The sequence below is a fragment of the Emticicia sp. SJ17W-69 genome (assembly GCF_051209875.1).
Lineage (GTDB): Bacteria > Bacteroidota > Bacteroidia > Cytophagales > Spirosomataceae > Emticicia.
The window spans coordinates 1110060-1130144 of record NZ_JBNTQY010000001.1 but is presented as its reverse complement, the minus strand read 5'-3'; the positions used below and the strand labels follow the sequence as shown (position 1 = coordinate 1130144).

General features: G+C 34.9%; 20 protein-coding genes. 7 read left to right on the top strand and 13 right to left on the bottom strand.

Annotated features, from left to right (window positions below; translation table 11 throughout):
• Positions 1–8: 8 nt before the first annotated feature.
• A complete protein-coding gene (locus ACQUQZ_RS04840) occupies positions 9–851 on the bottom strand; it encodes a M23 family metallopeptidase (protein ID WP_435353625.1) in 843 nt (280 codons plus the stop codon).
• A 222-nt stretch (positions 852–1073) separates the two neighbouring features.
• On the opposite strand from ACQUQZ_RS04840, the gene ACQUQZ_RS04835 reads away from it, so the two are divergent.
• A complete protein-coding gene (locus ACQUQZ_RS04835) occupies positions 1074–1622 on the top strand; it encodes a C40 family peptidase (RefSeq protein ID WP_435353624.1) in 549 nt (182 codons plus the stop codon).
• A 71-nt stretch (positions 1623–1693) separates the two neighbouring features.
• On the opposite strand, the gene ACQUQZ_RS04830 is transcribed toward ACQUQZ_RS04835, so the two are convergent.
• The gene (locus ACQUQZ_RS04830; protein ID WP_435353623.1) at positions 1694–3727 is read right to left on the bottom strand and encodes a glycoside hydrolase family 127 protein; all 2034 of its coding nucleotides are present in this window, start codon (positions 3725–3727) and stop codon (positions 1694–1696) included.
• Between the two features lie 177 nt (positions 3728–3904).
• Here ACQUQZ_RS04830 and ACQUQZ_RS04825 point away from each other — a divergent pair, with 177 nt between their 5' ends.
• A complete protein-coding gene (locus tag ACQUQZ_RS04825) occupies positions 3905–4183 on the top strand; it encodes a SelT/SelW/SelH family protein (RefSeq protein WP_435353622.1) in 279 nt (92 codons plus the stop codon).
• Positions 4184–4190: 7 nt separating this feature from the next.
• Here the strand turns inward: ACQUQZ_RS04825 and ACQUQZ_RS04820 are convergent, their stop codons facing one another.
• The 6 genes from ACQUQZ_RS04820 to ACQUQZ_RS04795 form a co-directional block, all read right to left on the bottom strand.
• Positions 4191–4796, bottom strand: a complete 606-nt coding sequence (locus tag ACQUQZ_RS04820; RefSeq protein WP_435353621.1) for an intradiol ring-cleavage dioxygenase — start codon at positions 4794–4796, stop codon at positions 4191–4193.
• A gap of 18 nt (positions 4797–4814) precedes the next feature.
• Positions 4815–5570: a LytR/AlgR family response regulator transcription factor gene (locus ACQUQZ_RS04815; RefSeq protein ID WP_435353620.1), complete on the bottom strand. Its 756-nt coding sequence runs from the start codon at positions 5568–5570 to the stop codon at positions 4815–4817.
• Positions 5567–6634, bottom strand: coding sequence for a sensor histidine kinase (locus ACQUQZ_RS04810; protein ID WP_435353619.1), 1068 nt, complete (start codon positions 6632–6634; stop codon positions 5567–5569). Before ACQUQZ_RS04810 ends, ACQUQZ_RS04815 begins: the two co-directional genes overlap by 4 nt.
• 34 nt (positions 6635–6668) lie before the next feature.
• A complete protein-coding gene (locus tag ACQUQZ_RS04805; RefSeq protein ID WP_435353618.1) occupies positions 6669–7673 on the bottom strand; it encodes a hypothetical protein in 1005 nt (334 codons plus the stop codon).
• A gap of 167 nt (positions 7674–7840) precedes the next feature.
• The gene (locus ACQUQZ_RS04800; protein ID WP_435353617.1) at positions 7841–8896 is read right to left on the bottom strand and encodes an SO2930 family diheme c-type cytochrome; all 1056 of its coding nucleotides are present in this window, start codon (positions 8894–8896) and stop codon (positions 7841–7843) included.
• A 7-nt stretch (positions 8897–8903) separates the two neighbouring features.
• On the bottom strand, positions 8904–10055 hold the full coding sequence (locus ACQUQZ_RS04795) for a parallel beta-helix domain-containing protein (protein ID WP_435353616.1): 1152 nt from the start codon (positions 10053–10055) through the stop codon (positions 8904–8906).
• 315 nt (positions 10056–10370) lie between these two features.
• On the opposite strand from ACQUQZ_RS04795, the gene ACQUQZ_RS04790 reads away from it, so the two are divergent.
• From ACQUQZ_RS04790 to ACQUQZ_RS04780, 3 genes are read left to right on the top strand one after another with little or no spacing between them, the layout of a single operon-like run.
• Positions 10371–11039, top strand: coding sequence for a potassium channel family protein (locus ACQUQZ_RS04790; protein WP_435353615.1), 669 nt, complete (start codon positions 10371–10373; stop codon positions 11037–11039).
• 3 nt (positions 11040–11042) lie between these two features.
• Positions 11043–12053 carry a bestrophin family protein gene (locus ACQUQZ_RS04785; RefSeq protein WP_435353614.1) on the top strand — a complete coding sequence of 337 codons (1011 nt, stop codon included), beginning with the start codon at positions 11043–11045 and terminating at the stop codon, positions 12051–12053.
• Positions 12054–12059: 6 nt separating this feature from the next.
• Positions 12060–12815, top strand: coding sequence for a hypothetical protein (locus ACQUQZ_RS04780; protein ID WP_435353613.1), 756 nt, complete (start codon positions 12060–12062; stop codon positions 12813–12815).
• A gap of 82 nt (positions 12816–12897) precedes the next feature.
• On the opposite strand, the gene ACQUQZ_RS04775 is transcribed toward ACQUQZ_RS04780, so the two are convergent.
• Complete coding sequence (locus tag ACQUQZ_RS04775; RefSeq protein ID WP_435353612.1) at positions 12898–13437, bottom strand: Crp/Fnr family transcriptional regulator; 540 nt, start codon at positions 13435–13437, stop codon at positions 12898–12900.
• Between the two features lie 192 nt (positions 13438–13629).
• Between ACQUQZ_RS04775 and ACQUQZ_RS04770 the strand changes: the two genes are divergently transcribed.
• Positions 13630–14523: an alpha/beta hydrolase gene (locus tag ACQUQZ_RS04770; RefSeq protein WP_435353611.1), complete on the top strand. Its 894-nt coding sequence runs from the start codon at positions 13630–13632 to the stop codon at positions 14521–14523.
• 54 nt (positions 14524–14577) lie between these two features.
• Here the strand turns inward: ACQUQZ_RS04770 and ACQUQZ_RS04765 are convergent, their stop codons facing one another.
• The 4 genes from ACQUQZ_RS04765 to ACQUQZ_RS04750 all read right to left on the bottom strand — a co-directional run bounded on the left by ACQUQZ_RS04765 (position 14578) and on the right by ACQUQZ_RS04750 (position 18644).
• Positions 14578–15141, bottom strand: a complete 564-nt coding sequence (locus ACQUQZ_RS04765) for a hypothetical protein (RefSeq protein ID WP_435353610.1) — start codon at positions 15139–15141, stop codon at positions 14578–14580.
• Between the two features lie 153 nt (positions 15142–15294).
• Positions 15295–16434, bottom strand: coding sequence for a MalY/PatB family protein (locus ACQUQZ_RS04760; RefSeq protein WP_435353609.1), 1140 nt, complete (start codon positions 16432–16434; stop codon positions 15295–15297).
• Between the two features lie 66 nt (positions 16435–16500).
• Positions 16501–17304 (bottom strand): 5'-methylthioadenosine/adenosylhomocysteine nucleosidase, encoded by an 804-nt coding sequence (locus ACQUQZ_RS04755; RefSeq protein WP_435353608.1) that lies wholly within the window; start codon positions 17302–17304, stop codon positions 16501–16503.
• Positions 17305–17336: 32 nt separating this feature from the next.
• On the bottom strand, positions 17337–18644 hold the full coding sequence (locus tag ACQUQZ_RS04750) for an NCS2 family permease (protein ID WP_435353607.1): 1308 nt from the start codon (positions 18642–18644) through the stop codon (positions 17337–17339).
• A gap of 83 nt (positions 18645–18727) precedes the next feature.
• Here ACQUQZ_RS04750 and ACQUQZ_RS04745 point away from each other — a divergent pair, with 83 nt between their 5' ends.
• The gene (locus tag ACQUQZ_RS04745; protein ID WP_435353606.1) at positions 18728–20017 is read left to right on the top strand and encodes a Gfo/Idh/MocA family protein; all 1290 of its coding nucleotides are present in this window, start codon (positions 18728–18730) and stop codon (positions 20015–20017) included.
• The last annotated feature ends 68 nt before the right edge of the window (positions 20018–20085 follow it).

Here is a 20085-nt window from a genome sequence, read left to right as displayed (position 1 = left end):
CAAGCATTTTATCTATTTTTTGTCTTTATCAAAGGTAGCTTTTTCTGATTGACAGGAAGCTCCGAAATCTTCGTATCTACGGGTAAAGGTTCTAAATCAACACTAATACGAGGGTCGAGTAATGTTGTGGCATTTTGAAGCCAACCATAGGTGTTGACAGGAAATGGATTACCTTCTTCATCTATTCTTAAATAAGTCAGGTGAAGGTGTGTATCTGAGCGAGGCTTAGCTGCATTAAAGCCCGTTCTACCAACCAAAGCAATTTTCTGCCCTGCTCTCACAATTTGTCCTGTTTTTACATAAATTTCTCTTTGATGTGCATAATACCACAGCCCTCCAGTGGTGGTGTCATACACCCAAATATAATTACCTCCACGATATTCGCTATCTGCTTGCCAATCATTTTCTGTGCCAATCACCACGCCATCACTTACTGAAAGCACCGCCACATAATCCTCCGTCCGATCATCTTTACAATCTTGATTTTTGTCTTTCATAAAAATATCGTGTGCAGGATGGCTTCCTTTCTTGGTTTGGTCAAATAAATCATACCCTTTTGGAATGTAGCCTCTGCCATACCCTCCCACTGCTCGAAAATCAAAACCCATTAATGGAAAACAAATATTGACTTGTGTTGAATCATAATGAGTAGTCGGAAAAGCTTTTTTAAAAACAAACATCATGTCTTGAAAACGCACTCTTGCCTCTTCAGGTGTGAGTTTATATTCGCGAATATCAACCAAAAGTTGTTTGTAACCATTGACAGCTTCTTGGTATTTTTTCAAAGTAATGGCTGAAGTGTCTTTCTGGAAAACCAGCAAGTTTAAACAAAAAACAAAAATTTTAATCATACTTCTCAGCTATCCGCTGCGTTTGTTTCAAGCACGAATTTAAGAAAATAGTTGCCTTATTTTGAAAAAAACGACTATAATTTTCAAGAATTTCCATTTATTTTAAACAATATTTGTGTTATTTTTAGAAAAAATTTAACTAAATGAGTTTTTGCTAATATTTTAAGGTTGTTTTAATTTGTATTTATTTAACTTTGCAATCAGAACCAAATTAATACTTGAATGTTGAAAAAACTTCTCATTGGTTCGTTGTTTGTCGTTTACCCCTTATTAGGTATTTCTAATGAGGATATTCCCACCAAAAAAACAACTGCTGGATCGCAGTTAACTTCCGCAACTGAGGTTTCAATTAAAAATACCTATTTAAAATTAGCTAACGACATTCAGCGATACGCAAAAAAATTTATTGGTACACCTTATTTAAAAGGAGGAAAAGCTACCAAAGGATTCGATTGTTCAGGATTTGTTATTTATGTTTTTGCCAAGTTTGGACTAAAATTAGGAGCTTGTAGCTCTGAGTTAGTCAAGTTAGGCTATGATGTTCCATCAGAAGCAGCACTCCCTGGTGATTTGATTTTCTTTAAAAGAGGGGCGAACTCAAAAAGTGGCGTTTCACACGTTGGCATTGTATTATCGTCAAATGAAGCAGGTGTAAAGTTTATTCATTCTGCCACTAGTTCAGGTGTAACCATCAGCTATTTACACGAAAAATATTATACTACTCATTTTGTAGGCATTCGTCGAGTACTCGATAGTTTAAAAGATTTTTAATATTGAGTAATTTAGCGATTGAGTGAATATTAAAAAAATCACACATTCACTCAATCGCTAATTCACCTAATTTATTCACTCAATATCTCCAAACCTTTAATTTTCGTTGGAAACCAAATTCTCATCTCCCCCTGCCCACGATTAGAGCGAGCATAGTAGGGAATCAATATTAATGGTTGAGTTTTCGTACTTACGGTCAAGTTATTTTCGATATTAATGGCATGAGCCGCACCTTTGAGTGTCATTACACCATTCAATAAATTAGGTTTAAATTCTTCTAAAAAAAACTGGTCATCAGGTACTATGAGGTTTGAAGTTGCTCCATTATTATCTACAAATTCAGCACAATAAACAATTGGGCCTCGTTCGATAGCGATTTTCCCGATATTGTCTTTTACTTTTTCGTTGGCAACCACTTGTTGAATATTCATCGGTAGTTCAAACATAATTTTGTCTCCTTTCTTCCAAGCTCTATCTATAATCGCATAGCCATTCTCTTCTTTATAATCAATCGTTTCTCCTTTAGTATTGGTAACTTTTAGCTTTCTCACGCCCATATTGTCCTTATTAAAATGGTATAAATCAGTAGGAAACGCCTGATTTCGTGCAAAACCTGGAATACGAACATATAATGGAAATTGTAAACCATTTTTATTACTTGGCTCAACCGAAATCTCCACTATTCCCTGCCAAGGATACTCGGTTTTTTGTGTAATCGTCACATTTTCTTTTGGCAAAACCTCCAACGTTGTAGTGTTTGACATAAAAAGATTTACATAAATACGGTTATCTTTCTGTGCATACACATAACTCGGAATCGAAGGCATAAAACGACAAATATTGGTTGGGCAACAAGAACAACCAAACCACGGTGAACGCTTGTTTTCTCCACTCAATTTGCCTTTTTGGAAATTATATTCCATCGGATTTTCATAATTAAATGATTTTCCGTCTAAACCAATTCCACTGATGAGTCCATTATAAAGTGTTCTTTCCAAAATGTCAATATATTTCGAGTCACCATACATCATAAACATACGGTGATTCCAATAAACGCTGGCAATAGCGGCACAAGTTTCGCAATAAGCCGAGTGATTTGATAACTCATAATCTGGCCCAAAACCTTCCCAATTGCCTGCTTGCCCAAGCCCACCTGTGATATAAGTTTTCTTGGTAAAAGCATTGTCCCAAATTTTATTGAGAGCCGTTAAATATTCTAAATTATTGGTCATGGAAGCCACATCTGCCATACCAGCATACAAATAAACTGCCCTCACCGAGTGTCCGAGTGCTTCGGTTTGTTGCGTTACAGGAATATTATCTTGCCAATAAGCCCCTGTCTGCCAAACAGTTGCGTCTTTTTCACCTGTTTTTTTCTCATACTTCCGTTGCCCTCTACAATCAATAAAGAATTTCGACAAATCGAAATATTTTTGGTTGCCCGTTACTCTATAAAGTTTCACTAAACCTATTTCAATTACTTGATGCCCTGGAGCAACTGATTTTTTGCCGGGCCCAAAAACTGTCAATAAATGGTCAGCATTTTTGATGGCAATGTCCAACATATTACGCTTGTTTGTTGCCAAATAATGTGCTGTGGCTGCTTCATAAAAATGCCCCATATTATAGAGTTCATGGCTCAATTCATGCTCTTTTTCGTAGCGAACTTTGCCAATCCAAGGGTGAGTTGTGTCGCCCATCGTGCGAGTTGTATAAAGATAGCCGTCAGGCTCTTGGGCTTTGCCAATTAATGTAATGAGCGAATCTAAATAGGTATCAAGTTTTGCATCGTATTTTACATGAAGTGAATAAGCTGCTCCCTCAATGATTTTATAGACATCCGAATCATCAAAAGGATAGGTCGTACAAAGTTTTCCTGTATGCGAAACTGCCTGTTCAAAATTTTTGATACGTCCTGTTTCTTTTGATTTCTGAAATGACCAAGGAATCGTAACAGTTCGATTGATTTCGAGTTTGGGTAACCAAAAATTATCATTTAGCTTTACTTTAGTGAATGGCACACCACGATAAGGGTAATCCTTCTGGATTTGTGCTATTGAAGCAAGAGATACTAGGCAAAATACAATAAACAGGTAACGTTTCATAGTTGAGATAGGGTTAATTATTTATATAATTTACCCTCATCCTAAATCCTTCTCCCAAGGGAGAAGGACTTGCTCTCTCTCCTTGAAGGAGAGGGTTGGGGTGAGGTGAAATGTCGCAATATTTTTCATAAAAATAAGAAATATATTTTCGTAATTTGGCAAAAAATTTCTAAAAATATGAAACCTAAAATCACACTCGAATATTGCCCTAAATGTCATTGGTTGCTACGTTCGGCTTGGCTGGCACAAGAATTATTGACAACATTTGAGGCCGAACTCGGCGAAGTAAGCCTTCGGCCAAGCGAAATAGCAGGAAGTTTTAAGGTTTTACTCAACGAAGAAGTAATTTTCGACCGAAAACGTGAAGGACATTTTCCCGAAATAAAAGAGTTGAAGCAATTGGTAAGAGATTTGGTTGCTCCCGAAAAATCATTAGGGCATAGTGATAGAAAATAAGGGTGATTTATTCATAATTTGGAATGTTTTTCCCTAAAATAATATCTCGTTTTCCAATCCAAACGCCTTTTTCGTTTTTGCTTAGTTTGATGATGCCCGAACCTCCACGGTTTTGAAAATTTGCTCTTTCTTGCTCCGTCAATAAAGAATCATCATCAAAATGATATTCATCAATCCAATATTCATTTTTATTGGGCTCTTTGATAATTGGGTGGATATGAGCTGCAAACTTGCGGTTAGGGTAAGCCGCAGGACGAATCGTATAAAATTTATATCGGCCGTCAGTATCAGTTTTTATCCAAGCTCGCAAATGTCCATGTTTACGAGCATTTTCTTGTGTTGCTGAGGGTGTGTATTCTCCTTTTGCATCAGTATGGTACACATATAAAATGATGCCTACAGCTGGCGTTTTGCCATCTTTTTTATAAATTGTTCCACTAATTTCAAGCCTTTCACCTGCTTCATTTTCATTAGCGATGCTTGTTTGCCACGATAAGTTTTTAGGCATTCCAGCAAAAATCAATTCGCAGTTTTCACAGTTTCCACCTACATTTTTTTGAGCAAAGATGTTAAGTGGAAAAAGAGATAGGGAAAGTAAAAATAGCTTTTTCATTTTGTAAATAATTGATAATCAACGAATTAAATTATCTTTAAAGTTACGACTCATTCTTAAAACCTTGGCATTTTTCAGAATAACCGAGTAATCGCCATTGAAATGTGACTGAATTTCTTTGATGAAATTCAGATTAACGATAGTCGAGCGATGAATACGTACAAAGGTTTTTGGATTTAGCCTCGTTTCAAAATGAGCCAATGTTTCGGAAAGCAAATACTTTGATTTTTCGGTGTGGAGCGAAATATAATTTCCATCGGCTTCGATATAAATAAGGTCGGCGGTTTTTAATAATTGAATTCTGCCTCCGTCTTTTACCGTTACGATTTCGGCATAAGTAGGTTGTGAAATTTGCTGAAAAAACTGCCCATATTTCTCAAAAATTGCTGTAAATTCTTGCTTATTTGTCAATTCTAATTGCTTTAAAACTTTTTGAAACATTCGGTCGAAACGCTCTTCATCAAATGGTTTTAGTAAATAATCAATAGCGTTTGCTTCAAAAGCTTGAATCGCATAATTATCATAAGCAGTAACAAAAATAACCAATGGTAATTTATTGATTTTCAGATTCTTAACTAAATCAATTCCATTCAATTCAGGCATTTGAATATCTAAAAAAACAACATCAGGTTCGTTTTTCTCAATAGCTACTAAAGCTTCATTTCCATTTTTACAAATTGCTACCAACTCCACTTGCGTATAACGTTGCAATTGTTTTTGCAAGATTTCTCTGGCAATAGACTCGTCATCGGCGATTAAAACTTTATAAGTCATTTCAAAAGAGGTAAAGTGATGGTAACTGTTATTCCATTATTTGGATAATTGCTGGCAATATTGAGATTCGTTTCATCTCCAAAAAGATTTTTCAAACGCTCTTGTGTATTCATCAAACCAATACCAAATTTAAAATCAGTAAAAGTTTCAATGCCATTGTCTTTTACAGAAAGCATCAATTGTTTTTGCTTACCTGAGGCCGAAATTTCTATGATTCCATGCTTGGCAAAAGGCTCAATACCATATTTTATGGCATTTTCAACAATGGGTTGAAGCAACATTGGCGGCACAAAAGCATCTTGTAATTCACTGTCTATCAATATATTATAGTCTAATCGCTCTTCAAAACGAATTTTTAGTATATCTAAATAAAGTTGTAAAAGATGAATTTCATTTTTTAAACGAAATAAATCATCATTGGTTTCTTTGAGACTCAATCTTAATAAATCACTTAGTTTCATCAGCATTTTTGTTGCTTTTTCGGTATCACCTTTCTGCATCAAACCAATGATATTGTGGTGTGTGTTAAACAAAAAATGCGGTTGTAATTGCATTTTTAGTGCGTTAAGTTTTGTGTCCGAAAGTTGTTGTTCGAGCCTTGCCTTTTCTACAAGAGATTGCTGGTAATTTTCAAAAATTTTTATACCATGGTAAACTGCTAAAATTAGCCAATAATTAATAAATTCGTTCAAGAAGGAAGTTGAAACTACTTTTCGAAACATATCTGTAAATGGCTTTTTATCTCCAACAAAATTAAATAATAGGGTTAGGAATAAAGCATATACAAATACAGCTAATGTACTGATTAACAGTGAAATAACTTTGTGAACTAATAATCTTTGAACAATTTGTGGCTTTTGAATGGGGAGTTTTTTGCCAATATAAAAAACCAAAAAAGTAATTGGAATATATAAAAGCCATTTGAATTTAAACACAATGCTCGAAACCCAGTCGAAAGGCAAATTCCGTATTTGATTCGACAAATATTCTTGTGCAAACATCAATATACTAACGACTATCCAAAAAGTCGGAATTAACCAATATTTTAGTTGATTGATTTTCATCACTGCTAAACGTTGATTTTTATAAAAGTAAAGATTAATAGGTTAAAAAGATAAAAAATAAAGTAGAAATAATTGGGTTTAAAACCTTTGTAAAACGATATTTTTTTATCAATAGAGTAATTAAACAAATTCCTAAAAAGAAGTGTAAAATATTGAAAATCAATGAGTTATCATTAGATTTATTAGCAACAGTCTCTGCCAAATCTACTTTTGCTACTCGAATGACTCTGACCTGATTTAATGCATTGTTTTCCAACACCCAAAGATTGGCATTCTCATCAAAAACACCACCAGTTGGGTGCCATGTCAGTGGACTTTTATATATGATTGACATTTTGCCAGTGGGTGAAATTTTACGAACTTCTCTTTTTTCATAAACTGTTACATAAATGTTTCCTGCTTTATCGTCACAGATTCCATAAATGCTGTGGTTAGGTTTTCGTAAGGGATTATTCCCTTCTACATCATCCAAATCTTTGGCCACGAGGCCTATTTTTTTGTCCTTTATTTTGTATAAATCATTGTCATCGACATAATAAAAAGTACCATCTTTCTGACAAAATTGCCAACGAACATCAATAGTTTTGAAGTTTTGTAAGATTGAAACCTCACCTGTTTTTGTTTTTTTCATCAAAAGACTTTCTATTTTTCCTCGCTCTATCCAATACATATTTTCATCGACATCACGAGTAAAACTATAATTACTCAGAAAGCCTTCGGTATTTGGGATTTCTTTTGAAAACTTGCCATCGGCACTATATTTCCAAGCAAAATGCCCCCATTTGTTAGTAGATTCCCCTTCATACCAAAGATGCTCACCATAAAGATTGTCTTTGGAGTCAAGGTGGAGTTCGTGCGTATGGACATTTGGTACAATAACTGTCTTTGTTTTCCCACCGTTTGAAACTTTCCAGACCTGAGATAAGTCTGAATAGAAAATCTCTCCTTTGGAATTTTTGACGATGCCAATTCCGGGGTGAGCTTCAATATTTGAAGAAAGTAATAGACTGATTATCAATAAAATAAATAGCTTTTTCATAAATATTAAATTTGATGAACAAACTTAATGATTATAAAAAAGCTACTGTACTTCCTTTTGACAGAAAGAGAAAAAAATAGGGTAAAGCGATGGATTTAGTATGAAATTTGGAAAATAAAATGGAAAATTCAAGTTATTACTCGAATCTCCTGTCTCATATCTTGCATCTATTTCATTGCCTTAATCCATTCTTTGATAAGTTCAACACCTTCTTTGTGTGTAGTTTTTCGACCAACTTCGGGCATCATCACGCCTGGGTCGGTAGATGCCATGCGATAAACGATAATTGATTCGTCAGGTTTACTTGGTACGATGTCGAATTTTAGATTACCTGAACCACGTCCTGCTGCTACGGGCGTTTTCATGATTCCATTAGCAATAGGATCGGTTTCATAAATACTTAAATTTAAGCCTGAAGTTTGAGCTGGGCCACCCAAACGATGGCAATGAGCACAATTGATATCCAACCAAGCTCTGGCACGAGCATCTAAACTACCAGTTTCGGGTTTGTTCCAAACGGGTGTTTTAGGAACATTTTCAATTGCTGGAAGATTTGTTAGAATGCCTAATTTTTGCCAATTAATCAGTTGATTATCAGAAGATTTTGGCATATTCCAGGCAGTATATTCTCCATTTAATTGTCTTGCTGAGGGGCCAATGGGTGACATTTTTTCATTACGATTATGACAGCCCTTGCATTGATTAATGTTCGGAATTCCGTATTCGTGTTTTTTCTTTTTACCGTTGGCATCAATATAACTTACTTCTTTTGTATCCCCTGCCACTTCTAAAAATGCCTCGGTTTGTTCATCATTCCAAACATAATCTAAAGCTTTCCAACCATCTTCTTCATGAATCAGCAGTCGAGTTTCCATCAATCTTCTACCTAATTCTGGTTTCCTAAAATCGTTGGGATAATAGAAAGTTTTGATAATAGTTGAGCCAACAGGAAAATCCAAAACTTCTTTATCATTATACGCAACTGTCTGATTATCAGGTAGTTTTATAAAACGAAGTTTCTCAGCATAATCAGTAAATAAAGGCGTATTGAGCGAATAAGGATATACTCCCGTCACTGGCTTTTGCTCCGAACCATTTCCTTCAAAAAAATGATAGTCAGATAGTTTTTCTTTAGGCATAGTAGCCTCATTATCAGTTTTTTGATTAAAAGCCGATAAAGCAAAAATGCTTAAAGAAATGATTAAAATGCTTAATTTTTTCATTATTTTATCACTTACACAAGTATAAACTTGCATCACGAGAGATATTCTTGAAATCATGTTCAACATCCATGTTGGCAAATGATTCATTTTTATTGTTTTTGATACAAATGATAGGATTTGGATTTTTTGCATCAACTATTCCATCCCACAAGATATGCGGAACATTTTTACCAAAACGTAATTTAAACTTATAAATTTGCCCAAATCTACCTTTATGTGTAGCTTTTACTTTTTCACGTTCAAAAACATTATCATAAATGCTGATTGCTTCTGAATATGGATAGTAAGATGGGTCTTTAATTGGATTTTCAGTAGTGAAATAACTAATAACGCCAACACCCATTGATTTGTTATTAATGATTTGATTGTTAAATATTTCTACATGATTGGCAGCCAAAATTAACACTCCAGTTCCATCAGGAACTTTACCAACAATGTTTCCTTTTGGAGCAAAATTTAAGAAATTATTGTGGTGAACATTATTGTTGTAAACTTTGGTATAACCGCCTTTTTTTAAAATTAAATCGGGCAAATCAAAAACTAAAATTCCACCTGTATTTTCGGTTGCTTCATTTTCATAAACTTCGGCATTGAGTGAATTTTCGATTTCGATTCCAGCCACATTATGATAAGCTCTTGATTTTCTAACAATTATATCTTTCGATTGTCCCACATAAATGCCCGCATCCGATGCTCCAATGGCTTCGCAACCTTCAATCAATACCCTTTCGCATTGTACTGGATAAAGTCCATAAGAACCATTTTCTGCTTTTGGTTCTCCTGTCCATTCAGTTTTTACATTGCGGAATGTGATACCAATTACGTTCATGGTTTTTACAGCATCGCCTTTAGAATCTTGTACTGTTAGGTCTTCAATCGTAATATTTTCGGCATTTGAAACCCTAATTCCTTCAGCTCCGTCTGTCTGTCCTTTGAAAGACAAAATAGTTTTGTCTTTGCCTTTTCCTTTAATGGTTATATTTTTTTTTCCTTCCATTGAAAGGCTTCCTGTAAATGTAAAAGAACCTTCATCAAGCATAATGGTTGAGCCATTTTCTGCCATAATGAATTGGGTTTGAATGCGTTTTTGTACGTCTTTTTGGGCAAAAAGTGTGGAAGAAATTAGCAAGAAGCTAAAAAAATGGAGGTTTTTTTTCATAGTTGTAAGAGAGGTTGAGTAAATATTGACCCAAAATAGCATTATTTTCTTGGAACTATTATTTGATAAATGTCAAAAAAATGGTTTTGAGTATAGTTGAATAATTGATTTGGAATGAGAAATTTGCAAATAATAAGAAAAAGTGCCTAATTTATTGGATACATCACCATTCTAAAATTATTTCACCCCATTATGATACCGAATGATATATTTATTAGTCTTAAACAAGCTTAGGAAACATTTTCAGTAAAATTTTAACTTTTTAAGTCTTTCGTTATGCAACACTCGCTTTCCAATCAATAATTAATGAAATCAATGCAGCATTTTTTTAAACAGAATAAATACGAAATATTACTTTTTGCCTTAATCCAGCATCTTTTTGTAGGCATTATATTGAAGGATATGGATTTCTACGTAAAAATTATATGGCCAATCAACATGATTATTGTAGGTATTGCAAGTGTGGGTGTTTTTATGGAAAAAGGTCGATTTAAAAAAATAATCAAAAATTGTTTGTTTCTGTTAGTCTTAGCTTTGCCAGTGAGTTTGTCATTTATCAAAAAAAACTCACCAGAGTTAATGACAATCATAAGTGCAGTCTATGTACTTTTCTTTTTATACATCTTTTTGGAGCTTATCAAATTTTTAATCAAACCAAGCTATATCAATAGTGATATTATTTCGGCTTCGGCATGTGGCTATTTTTTGTTGATAGAAGTTAATGTTTTCTTGATGCAGATATTTTTCTATAATAATTCTCAATCTATCAAAGGTATTGATATGACAAGCACCTCGGCGGTTTACATGGATTTGGTTTATTTTTGTAGTATTACCATCACCAGTATTGGCTTTGGCGATATTACTCCTAATACTCATGTCACCAAGTTAATCACCTCCCTTTTCGGCATCATTGGGCAGTTTTACTCAGTGGTTTTAGTCGGTATTCTTATTAGTAAATTTTCATCAAAAACAGATAATAATTAAAAAATGCACGCAGGAAGTTCATACAAACTAAAGGAATTTCTTCTCTGGACAAGAAGAAATATTTATAAACTGATATTTGTCGGAGTTATTCCCACAGTTTTATACGAAGTATTAGGCTTGAAATGGCTCGCTATTCCTTGGACAGTCGTTGCTTTGTTAGGTACTGCTACGGCGTTTATTGTGGGTTTTAAAAATACACAAACCTATAGTCGTACTTGGGAAGCTCGTCAAATTTGGGGTGCGATTCTGAACAGCAGTCGAGCGTGGGGAACAATGAGCCGAGACTTTGTGGTTGGCAATCCCGCAAAAACCAAAGAGCTGATCTACCGTCACTTTGCTTGGTTGACTGCCTTGCGGTATCAGATGCGAGATAGTAGAGCGTGGGAAACAGGCAATAAATCTTATAACAAAGAGTACAAGGAATTTTATATCATTCCAGAAAAAGAGACATCATTGGAGGCCGAATTATCGAAATATTTAACAGATGACGAACAAAAATATATTTTAAGCACCAAAAATAGAGCCGCTCAGTTGCTGAGTTTACAGTCTAAAACCTTAAAAGAATTGGTCGAGGAAGGTTCATTAGATAATTTTAGATTTTTAGAAATGGAAAAAATGATTCGTGATTTTTTTGATAATCAAGGAAAGTCAGAACGTATTAAAAACTTTCCCTATCCACGTCAATTTGCTACGATTAATTCACTTTTTATTAAATTATTCTGCATTTTATTGCCTTTTGGTATGCTCAAAGAGTTTGAAAAACTCAATGATTCGATGGAAGGTTTGATGAAAGGAAACATGGTTTGGCTGGTAGTTCCTTTCAGTGTATTGATTTCATGGGTTTATACTTCGCTCGAACAAGTTGGAGAAAGTACCGAAAATCCCTTTGAAGGAAGTGCCAATGATGTGCCGATTTCGCAAATGAGTCGAACCATCGAAATTGATTTAAGAGAAATGCTTGGCGAAACCGATTTACCACCTGCTTTACAACCAAAAAATAATATAATCCTATAAATTTTTATGAAGAAAAGAGAAAAACTAAACATTATTCGTAAGTATTACCCCAATGCTATCACAACCATAGATGGTGTAAATAAATTGATTGATTTTGTTGAGGGAGTACTTGATTTAGAACCATCACAAATCATGCTTGCTGATAGTATTTGCAGTGATGATGTCAATAGCATTCAATACCCAGCTCGAACGCAAGAGTTTTTAGGGCCATTTAAAATGGGAGGCTTAGATGGTTTTCCATTCACAGGTTTAACTGGAATGGGGGCATTTGCAAGCCATGTACCTGATGAAGGTGCGGTTTTTATTTATTATGGGCCACATATTGGTGTTTCAAAAAATGGTGCAATCGGTGAAATTCATCGTTTTGGACAAAGTAAGAATTCTGGTTGTTGTGGTGCAGCAAAAGGGGCTTTAAATAAGTTGGTCAATAATCTTGTAGAAGAGGGTAATATCACAGAAATGGATTATCAAATGAACACGATTGAGCAGATATTATTGAAAGAAAAACAACGGATTATTACGGCAGAAATTCCAATAAAAGAGGCTACTGAAGTAATTTATGAAGCAATTGACAAAAGAATATTAGAACTGGCCAAAGCAACCAAATATAATTGCAAATATGTTATTTTGATGGGAGCAATTCTTATCAATAGCGATAGCGACATGGGTTCATTTAATGAAATTCGTCGCTTCGAGTACGTCAATCTTGAAACAAAAGAAATAACTGATTTGACAAGAAATTTTAATAATCTGGATAATTAATAAACGTACCACGTCGGATGATTTCTTAGAAAATTGTTATAATGTATCAGGCTTGGTAAGTTTAGCTTAATAAACTATATTATTATTTCTGATTTCTAACTCTGCTCAAAGTTTCGAGCTGAATTCCCAAGAAAGAAGCAAGGTATTTTAATGGAATTCGTTGGATAATTTCAGGTTTATTATTAATAATGTATTCGTAGCGTTCACGAGCAGAAAGGGTTTGAAGGATAATTTTCATTTCTTCAATTTGCACTAAATACTGCTCTACAATAAGCCTTCCGAGTCGTTCGATGTCATGAAATTGGTCAAAAAGGCATTGTAAATCTTCATATTTAATAACAATTGTCTTTAAATCTTCAATGGCTTGTATATGTGTCAAACTTGGTTTCTGAGAAAAAAAACTATAGGTTGAAATAGCTATAGAGTTTTCAAAACCAAACCAAGTATTGACTTCATTGGCATTGGCATCTTCAAAAAACTCACGTACACATCCTGAATAAACAAAATATAATTTTGTAGAAATATCACCTTGTCGAACTAAAAATTCTTTTTTAGCAAAACTTTCTTGAGAAAGAATAGACAAAACAGCAGCAATGCTTTCATCCTTTAATGGAGAAATCATCTGAAAGAATTGAAGGCAATATTGAAACTCAATTGGCATATTTTATAAAACTTTTTACAATATTGTCGGAAAAACTTCGTGAAACAATATTTTTTTTCAACTTTGTATTTAATCTATCAACCATAAAAACTATTGACGTTTTGGATACGTCTTTTTTCAACAATGAAAAACCTTTTATTCACTCTATTTCTAATGACTATCTTGTCAAAAACTTTTGCTCAAGGAAACGAAACAATTTTGCTTTATCCTGAAGGCACACCTGGCTTGAAAGCGGGTGTTCAAATTCCTGAAGATTCAAAAACCACCGATGGTATCACTCGTGTCAAAGATGTGACCCAACCAGCCTTGTATTTCTTTAAAGCCAAAAAACAAACATCTGATGCCACTGTAATCATTTGTCCAGGTGGAGGCTATGGTATTTTGGCGATTGACCACGAAGGCTATGATATTGCTAAATGGTTTAATGAACGTGGAATGAATGTTTTTGTCTTAAAATATCGTTTACCACAAGATAATTTGTTTGAAAACAAAGAAATTCGTCCCCTACAAGATGCCCAGCAAGCAATGAGAATTGTTCGTAAAAATGCAGCAAAGTATGGTGTTTCAGTAGATAAAATTGGTATCATGGGCTTTTCGGCAGGTGGGCATTTAGCTTCAACAGCTTCAACACATTTTACTTCGCAAGTAGGCGAAATCACCGACGCAAATGTGAGTGTTCGTCCAGATTTTTCATTGTTGATTTACCCAGTAATTACTTTTAGTGATAAGTTTACGCATTTTGGTTCGAGAGACAATTTGATTGGCAAAAATCCAACAGTCGAAAAAATGGAGCTTTATTCTAACGAAAAGCAAGTAACAAAAGATACTCCTCCAACATTCTTAATAAGTACAACCGACGATGGTGTACAACCTGAAAATAGTATCTCTTACTTTTTAGCTTGTAAGAAAAATAAAGTGCCTGTTGAAATGCATATTTATGAAAAAGGCGGCCATGGCTATGGACTCACGAAAAAAGGCAGAGGACCAGTAGAAACATGGGCATCTCGCATGGAAGATTGGCTAAAAGATAGGAAGTTGATGAAGTAATTTTTCGATACAAGATATGGGACTTGAGATACGAGATTATATTTTTCTCGTATCTCAAATTAATCTCCTCAAAATCAACCCTTTAACTAATTCATAAAATAGATTGGGTTTCAAAGTTCTCCAATTATCAATTTGTAATGTACCGCCAAAGTTGATATATGAATCTAAATGATAACGCTTAAATTCAGCTATAACAAATTCCCGAAAACTAACTGCTGCAATCCAACCATCTTCCACATCTTCAAACCATTCTTCGTAATAATCTTCTTCTCCACCGTGAAACTGAAAGATATTTTCGCCAATGAGAATAAACTGATTAATGCCTTTTTTCGTCAAATGGTCAATGACTGTTCGTTTTAAGAACATGATGTCATTGTGCAGTGTATCATTCCATTCACCAAAAAGCTCGATAATGGCATAGCAATTATTATAATCAACAATCAAGAGTTTGCAAAATAAAGTTTCAGAGCCAATTTCGTCCCAAAATGGGTCAATATAATAACCATAAATAGTATTTTCGTACACATTCCCATAATTACGCCCATAAAAGGGTGATTTTTGGTCTTTTTCAGCTTGGTAATATTTCTGCCAATGATAAGTTGGCTCTATTTCGTGCATGAGATTTGAGATACGAGATACTAGATTTGAGATACGAGATACTAGATTTGAGATACGAGACGTGTGATACAGGAGTTGAGGCATAAGATTTGAGATATGAAATACGAATTTATATTTTTCTCAAATCTAGTATCTCAAATCTAGTATCTTTCATTAAAAAAGAACCTTTCTCATTCGCCAAATAGCGGCTTCTAATCTTCGCATTTGTGTACCAAAATTAAGTCGAATAAAACCTTTTCCATCAAAAGACATCCCTCCTTCCGAAATGGCAACTCCAGCATCTTCAATGATTTTAGCAACGTTTTCAATTTCTGACTCTCTTGTATCAATCCAAGCCAAATAGGTTGCTTCGAGAGGCTGCATTTTGAAACCTTTGAAGGTATTCATTTCTTGTAAAATAAAGTCATGGTTTTTGCGTAAATAAACCAATAATTGTTGATGCCATTCTTCACTGTCACGATAAGCAGCAAGAGCAGCTTGATAAGCAAATGCTGAAACTTCAGGTTGAATAATTGAGCGAATTGCTGCAAATTTTGAGCGAATTTCATCATTTGGAATCACCGCAAACGAACAACCTAAGCCAGCAATATTGAAGGTTTTACTTGGAGAAAGCAAGGTGATTGACTGATTTTCAATTTTTTTGTTGAGTGTCGCTATCGAAATATGTTTTTTTGTTTCATCCAAAATTAAGTCACAATGGATTTCATCAGCACAAATCACAATATTATGTTCGATACAAATATCAGACAGAGTTTGAAGTTCTTCTTTGGTAAAAACAGTTCCCGCAGGATTATATGGATTACACAACATAAACACTTTTGTGCGTGGTGTAATGGCAGCTCGGATGGCATCAAAGTCAAAAGTCCAGCGATTGTTTACCAACTGCAAAGGTACTTTTACCAAGTTTTTTCGAGTAGCAAGTGGAGCTCTCATAAACGGGCCATAAACGGGGACGGTTGTCATCACCTCATCTCCATCATTTCCTACTACCAAGCAAGAAAGTGTTAATCCTGGAACCATTCCTGGTAACCATACAATCCATTCTTTTTGTATTTTCCAATGATGTCGATTTTCAAGACGTTTGATAACTACCTCAATTAATTCATCAGGCGTATGCCAATAACCATAAACACCCGATTTTGCTACATTTTCTAAGGCATTGATAATCGGTGGAGCTGATTTAAAATCCATATCAGCCACCCAAAGTGGAATGATGTCACGGTCTTTGTATTTGTCCCATTTGAAACTATCAGTATTGGTTCTGTCAATTATCTCGTCGAAATCGTAGGTCATTAAAATAGTCTTTTTTGTTTAGATTGTGGGGGGCAAAAGTAATAAGCTTAATTTTGAAAATCTATTTTAATTAAAATTTATTTGCTGAATGATTGCTTTTACTAAAGTTGCCGAATTATCAGATGCTATTTTTTTAAATGCTTGAAAATCAAGTGGGGCAGCTTCGTTGGCTTTGTCACTAATACTTCTAATAACCAAGAAAGGGATATTTTGTTGAAAACAAATTTGAGCTACTGCTGCACCTTCCATCTCAGTCGCATCGGCTTGATAAATTTTTCTAAAACTATCAACAGCAGTACTTGAAGCAACAAAGCTATCGCCCGTCACAATTGTTCCTGTGGAAATATGAGGAGCAGGAGATTTTGGTGTAACTTTTTGCAAATCAATGTTTTGTGATACTTGAATTGCCAAAAAAATTAAACTTGAATCAGCTAAAAAGTACTGTGGATTTTGCTTTTTTGTATGTGGATTTCTCGTTGGATTTGGCAAAAAACCTTCATTGCTTAGCCTTCCATAATCATGATAAGAAAGACGTTTGCCAATCAAAATGTCTCCTTGATTCAAGTCAGGGTTGACTGCCCCTGCTACGCCAGTGAAAATAATTACTTTCGGAGCAAACTGCTTAATAATCAGCGTAGTAGTGACACTTGCATTCACTTTGCCTATGCCTGTTTCACCAATGACGACTTTTCTTCCATTGAGTTTGCCCGTTTTGAATTCAAAACCTAAAATATTTTTAGTTTTTGGGTGTTCTAATTGCGATTCGAGCAATTGTACTTCTTCGGGCATTGCTCCTAAAATAGCGATTCTTTGAGCGAAAGAATTGCTCGTAAATATGACGATTAATATAAATAATAGTTTTGTTTTCATTTCAATATATTTAGCGTGCTTACAGGACATTTTTAATGCCCCAAATACAAAGCCCAAAGGGCAAAAAAGTCAATTATAATCAGCATCCAAGATACTTCTTTCATTTTTCCCTGAAAAATTTTGATGATTGTCCAAGATAAAAAGCCCCAGATAATACCTTGAGTGATTGAATAAGAAAATGGTATCAAAACCATTGCTAAAAAAGCTGGAATGGCATTATCAAGTTCATCCCAATTGATTTTGGTGACAGGTTTCATCATTAAAACACCAACTACGATTAGTGCAGGAGCAGTAGCAATAGCAGGAATAATACCCAACAAAGGCGACAAAAACATGAATGGTAAGAATAAAATACCTGCTGTTATAGCTGTTACACCTGTTCGCCCACCTTGACTAATACCAACTGCCGACTCAATAAAAGCTGTACCTGGACTCGTTCCCAATAAGCCACCCATTGTTGTTGCTACGGCATCGGTCAACAGCGATTGCTTTATATTGTGTGGTTCACCATCAACATCGTATAAATCGGCTGCTTCAGCAACGCCTACAAATGTTGAAAGGCTATCAAATAAATCAGTAAATACAAAAGCAAAAATAACGGGTAAAAGGCTTATTTTCAGTGAATTAACAATATCTAATTGAAATAATAAACTAAAATCAGGAGCAGAAAAAACACCTTGCCATGTAACCAAAGTCTTTTGTCCAAAATTGATGGCAGAGGCATCGCCCCACCATCTTCCAACAGGAATGGCAATGAGCGTTGTTAATAAAATACCTAAAATAATACCACCTTGTATGCGTTTGACGAGTAATAGCATGGTAATTGCCAAACCAATTAAAAAAGTTATAACAATTGGGTCATGCAAATTAGCAATACCAATCATAGTAGCAGGATTTGGTACAATAAATTTGGCGTTGGCAAAACCAATAAGTGTAATAAAAAGCCCAATTCCTGCTGAAATAGCATAGCGTAATTGCTTCGGAATGGCTTTTACGATTTGGGTGCGAACATTGAAAATTGATAATAACAAAAAGATAATACCTGCCCAAAATACAGCTCCCAGAGCCACTTGCCATGAGATTCCCATTCCTTTGACGGCAGTAAATGTAAAAAAAGCATTCATGCCCATTCCGGGAGCAACAACAATGGGATTTTTAGCATAAATACCCATCATTAAGCTACAAAAAAACGATAATAAAACGGTAGCGGTAAGCACACCATTAAACGACATTCCTGATTGACTAAGAATGGCAGGATTGACAATAATGATATACATCGTGGCTAAGAATGTAGAAACGCCTGCCAATATTTCGGTTTTTAGGGTAGGTTTTAGGTTCATTAAAGGAAACTTTTAAAGATTCTATTGCAAGATAAAAGGATAAAACTTAATTTTCTGAAAATCTATTCAAAACCCTTATAAAAATGAATCGTAAAGACTTTCTTCGTACATCGGCATTAGCAACTGGTGCAGTTTTGGCTCGTCCTTTTATCACTTATGCTTCACAAAGTAAATATAAACTTGCCTTGATTGGCACTGGTTGGTGGGGTACAAATATTTTGCGTGAAGCCATCAAGTCAGGCGAGTGTCAGGTGGTAGCTCTATGTGATGTGGACGACCGCCAGTCAAAAAAATGCTTAGAAGAAGTAACAAAACTTTGTAGCGACCGCCCAAAAATCTATAAAAATTATCAAGAATTACTCCATAAAGAAAAACCTGAAATTGTAATTAATGCTACCCCTGATCATTGGCACGCACTCATTGCGATTGATGCCATGAAAGCAGGAGCTCATGTCTATCTCGAAAAACCCATCAGCCATACGCTCAATGAAGGCAAGGCCATTGTGAAAACTGCTCGTGATACCCAACGAATTTGTATTGCAGGTTTTCATAGAAGATATTCACCACATAATGTAAGTGGACAAGAGTTTTTGAAATCAGGAAAAGTGGGAACAATAAAAGAAGTACGTGCTTTTGTAACTTATAGCTATGGCCCAGGAAAAATCATTGCTGATGAACAAGCACCAACAGAAATAGATTGGAATGCTTGGTGTGGACCTGCTCCACTTGTTCCATACAATTCGAGTATTCATCCAAGAAGTTGGCGACAACATTTAGAATTCGCTAATGGTCAACTAGGCGACTGGGGGCCACATTGGTTCGACCAGATTTTGTGGTGGACTGAGGAAATTGCTCCTAAAAAAATATTCTCTATTACAACAGATAAAACCAGAACCGATAATAATAATGCACCAGAAAGCCAGATTGTAGTTTATGATTTTGAAGATTTTAGTTGTACATGGGAACATAGTATTTTGAATGGCCGACCAACACAAAAGTCGGAAAATGTAGGTGTTTATTTTCATGGCACGGAAGGTACTTTCCACATGGGTTGGATTAACGGTTGGACATTTTATCCAAGAGATAAAAATAAAGAGATAATTCATCAAGATGCTAAACTCAATATGCCTGACCAACAAAATATCGACCTCGTTTTTGCTGATTTATTGAAGTCGATTAAATCAAAAGAATTGCCATTTGCTGATATTTTAAAAGGACATCGGGCAACCAATATGTGCTTGTTGGGGATGGCATCATTAAAAGCTGGAAAGAGTTTGGATTGGGACGGACAAAAGGAAATCATCACCAATGATAAAGCAGCGAATAAGTTTTTAAGTCGTGATTATCGAAAAGGATATGTTTACCCAAGTTAATTTTTCACTAAAAAACTTACATTTCTCCACATAGATAAAATTATTGTCATTTTTTTCTATCTTTATCA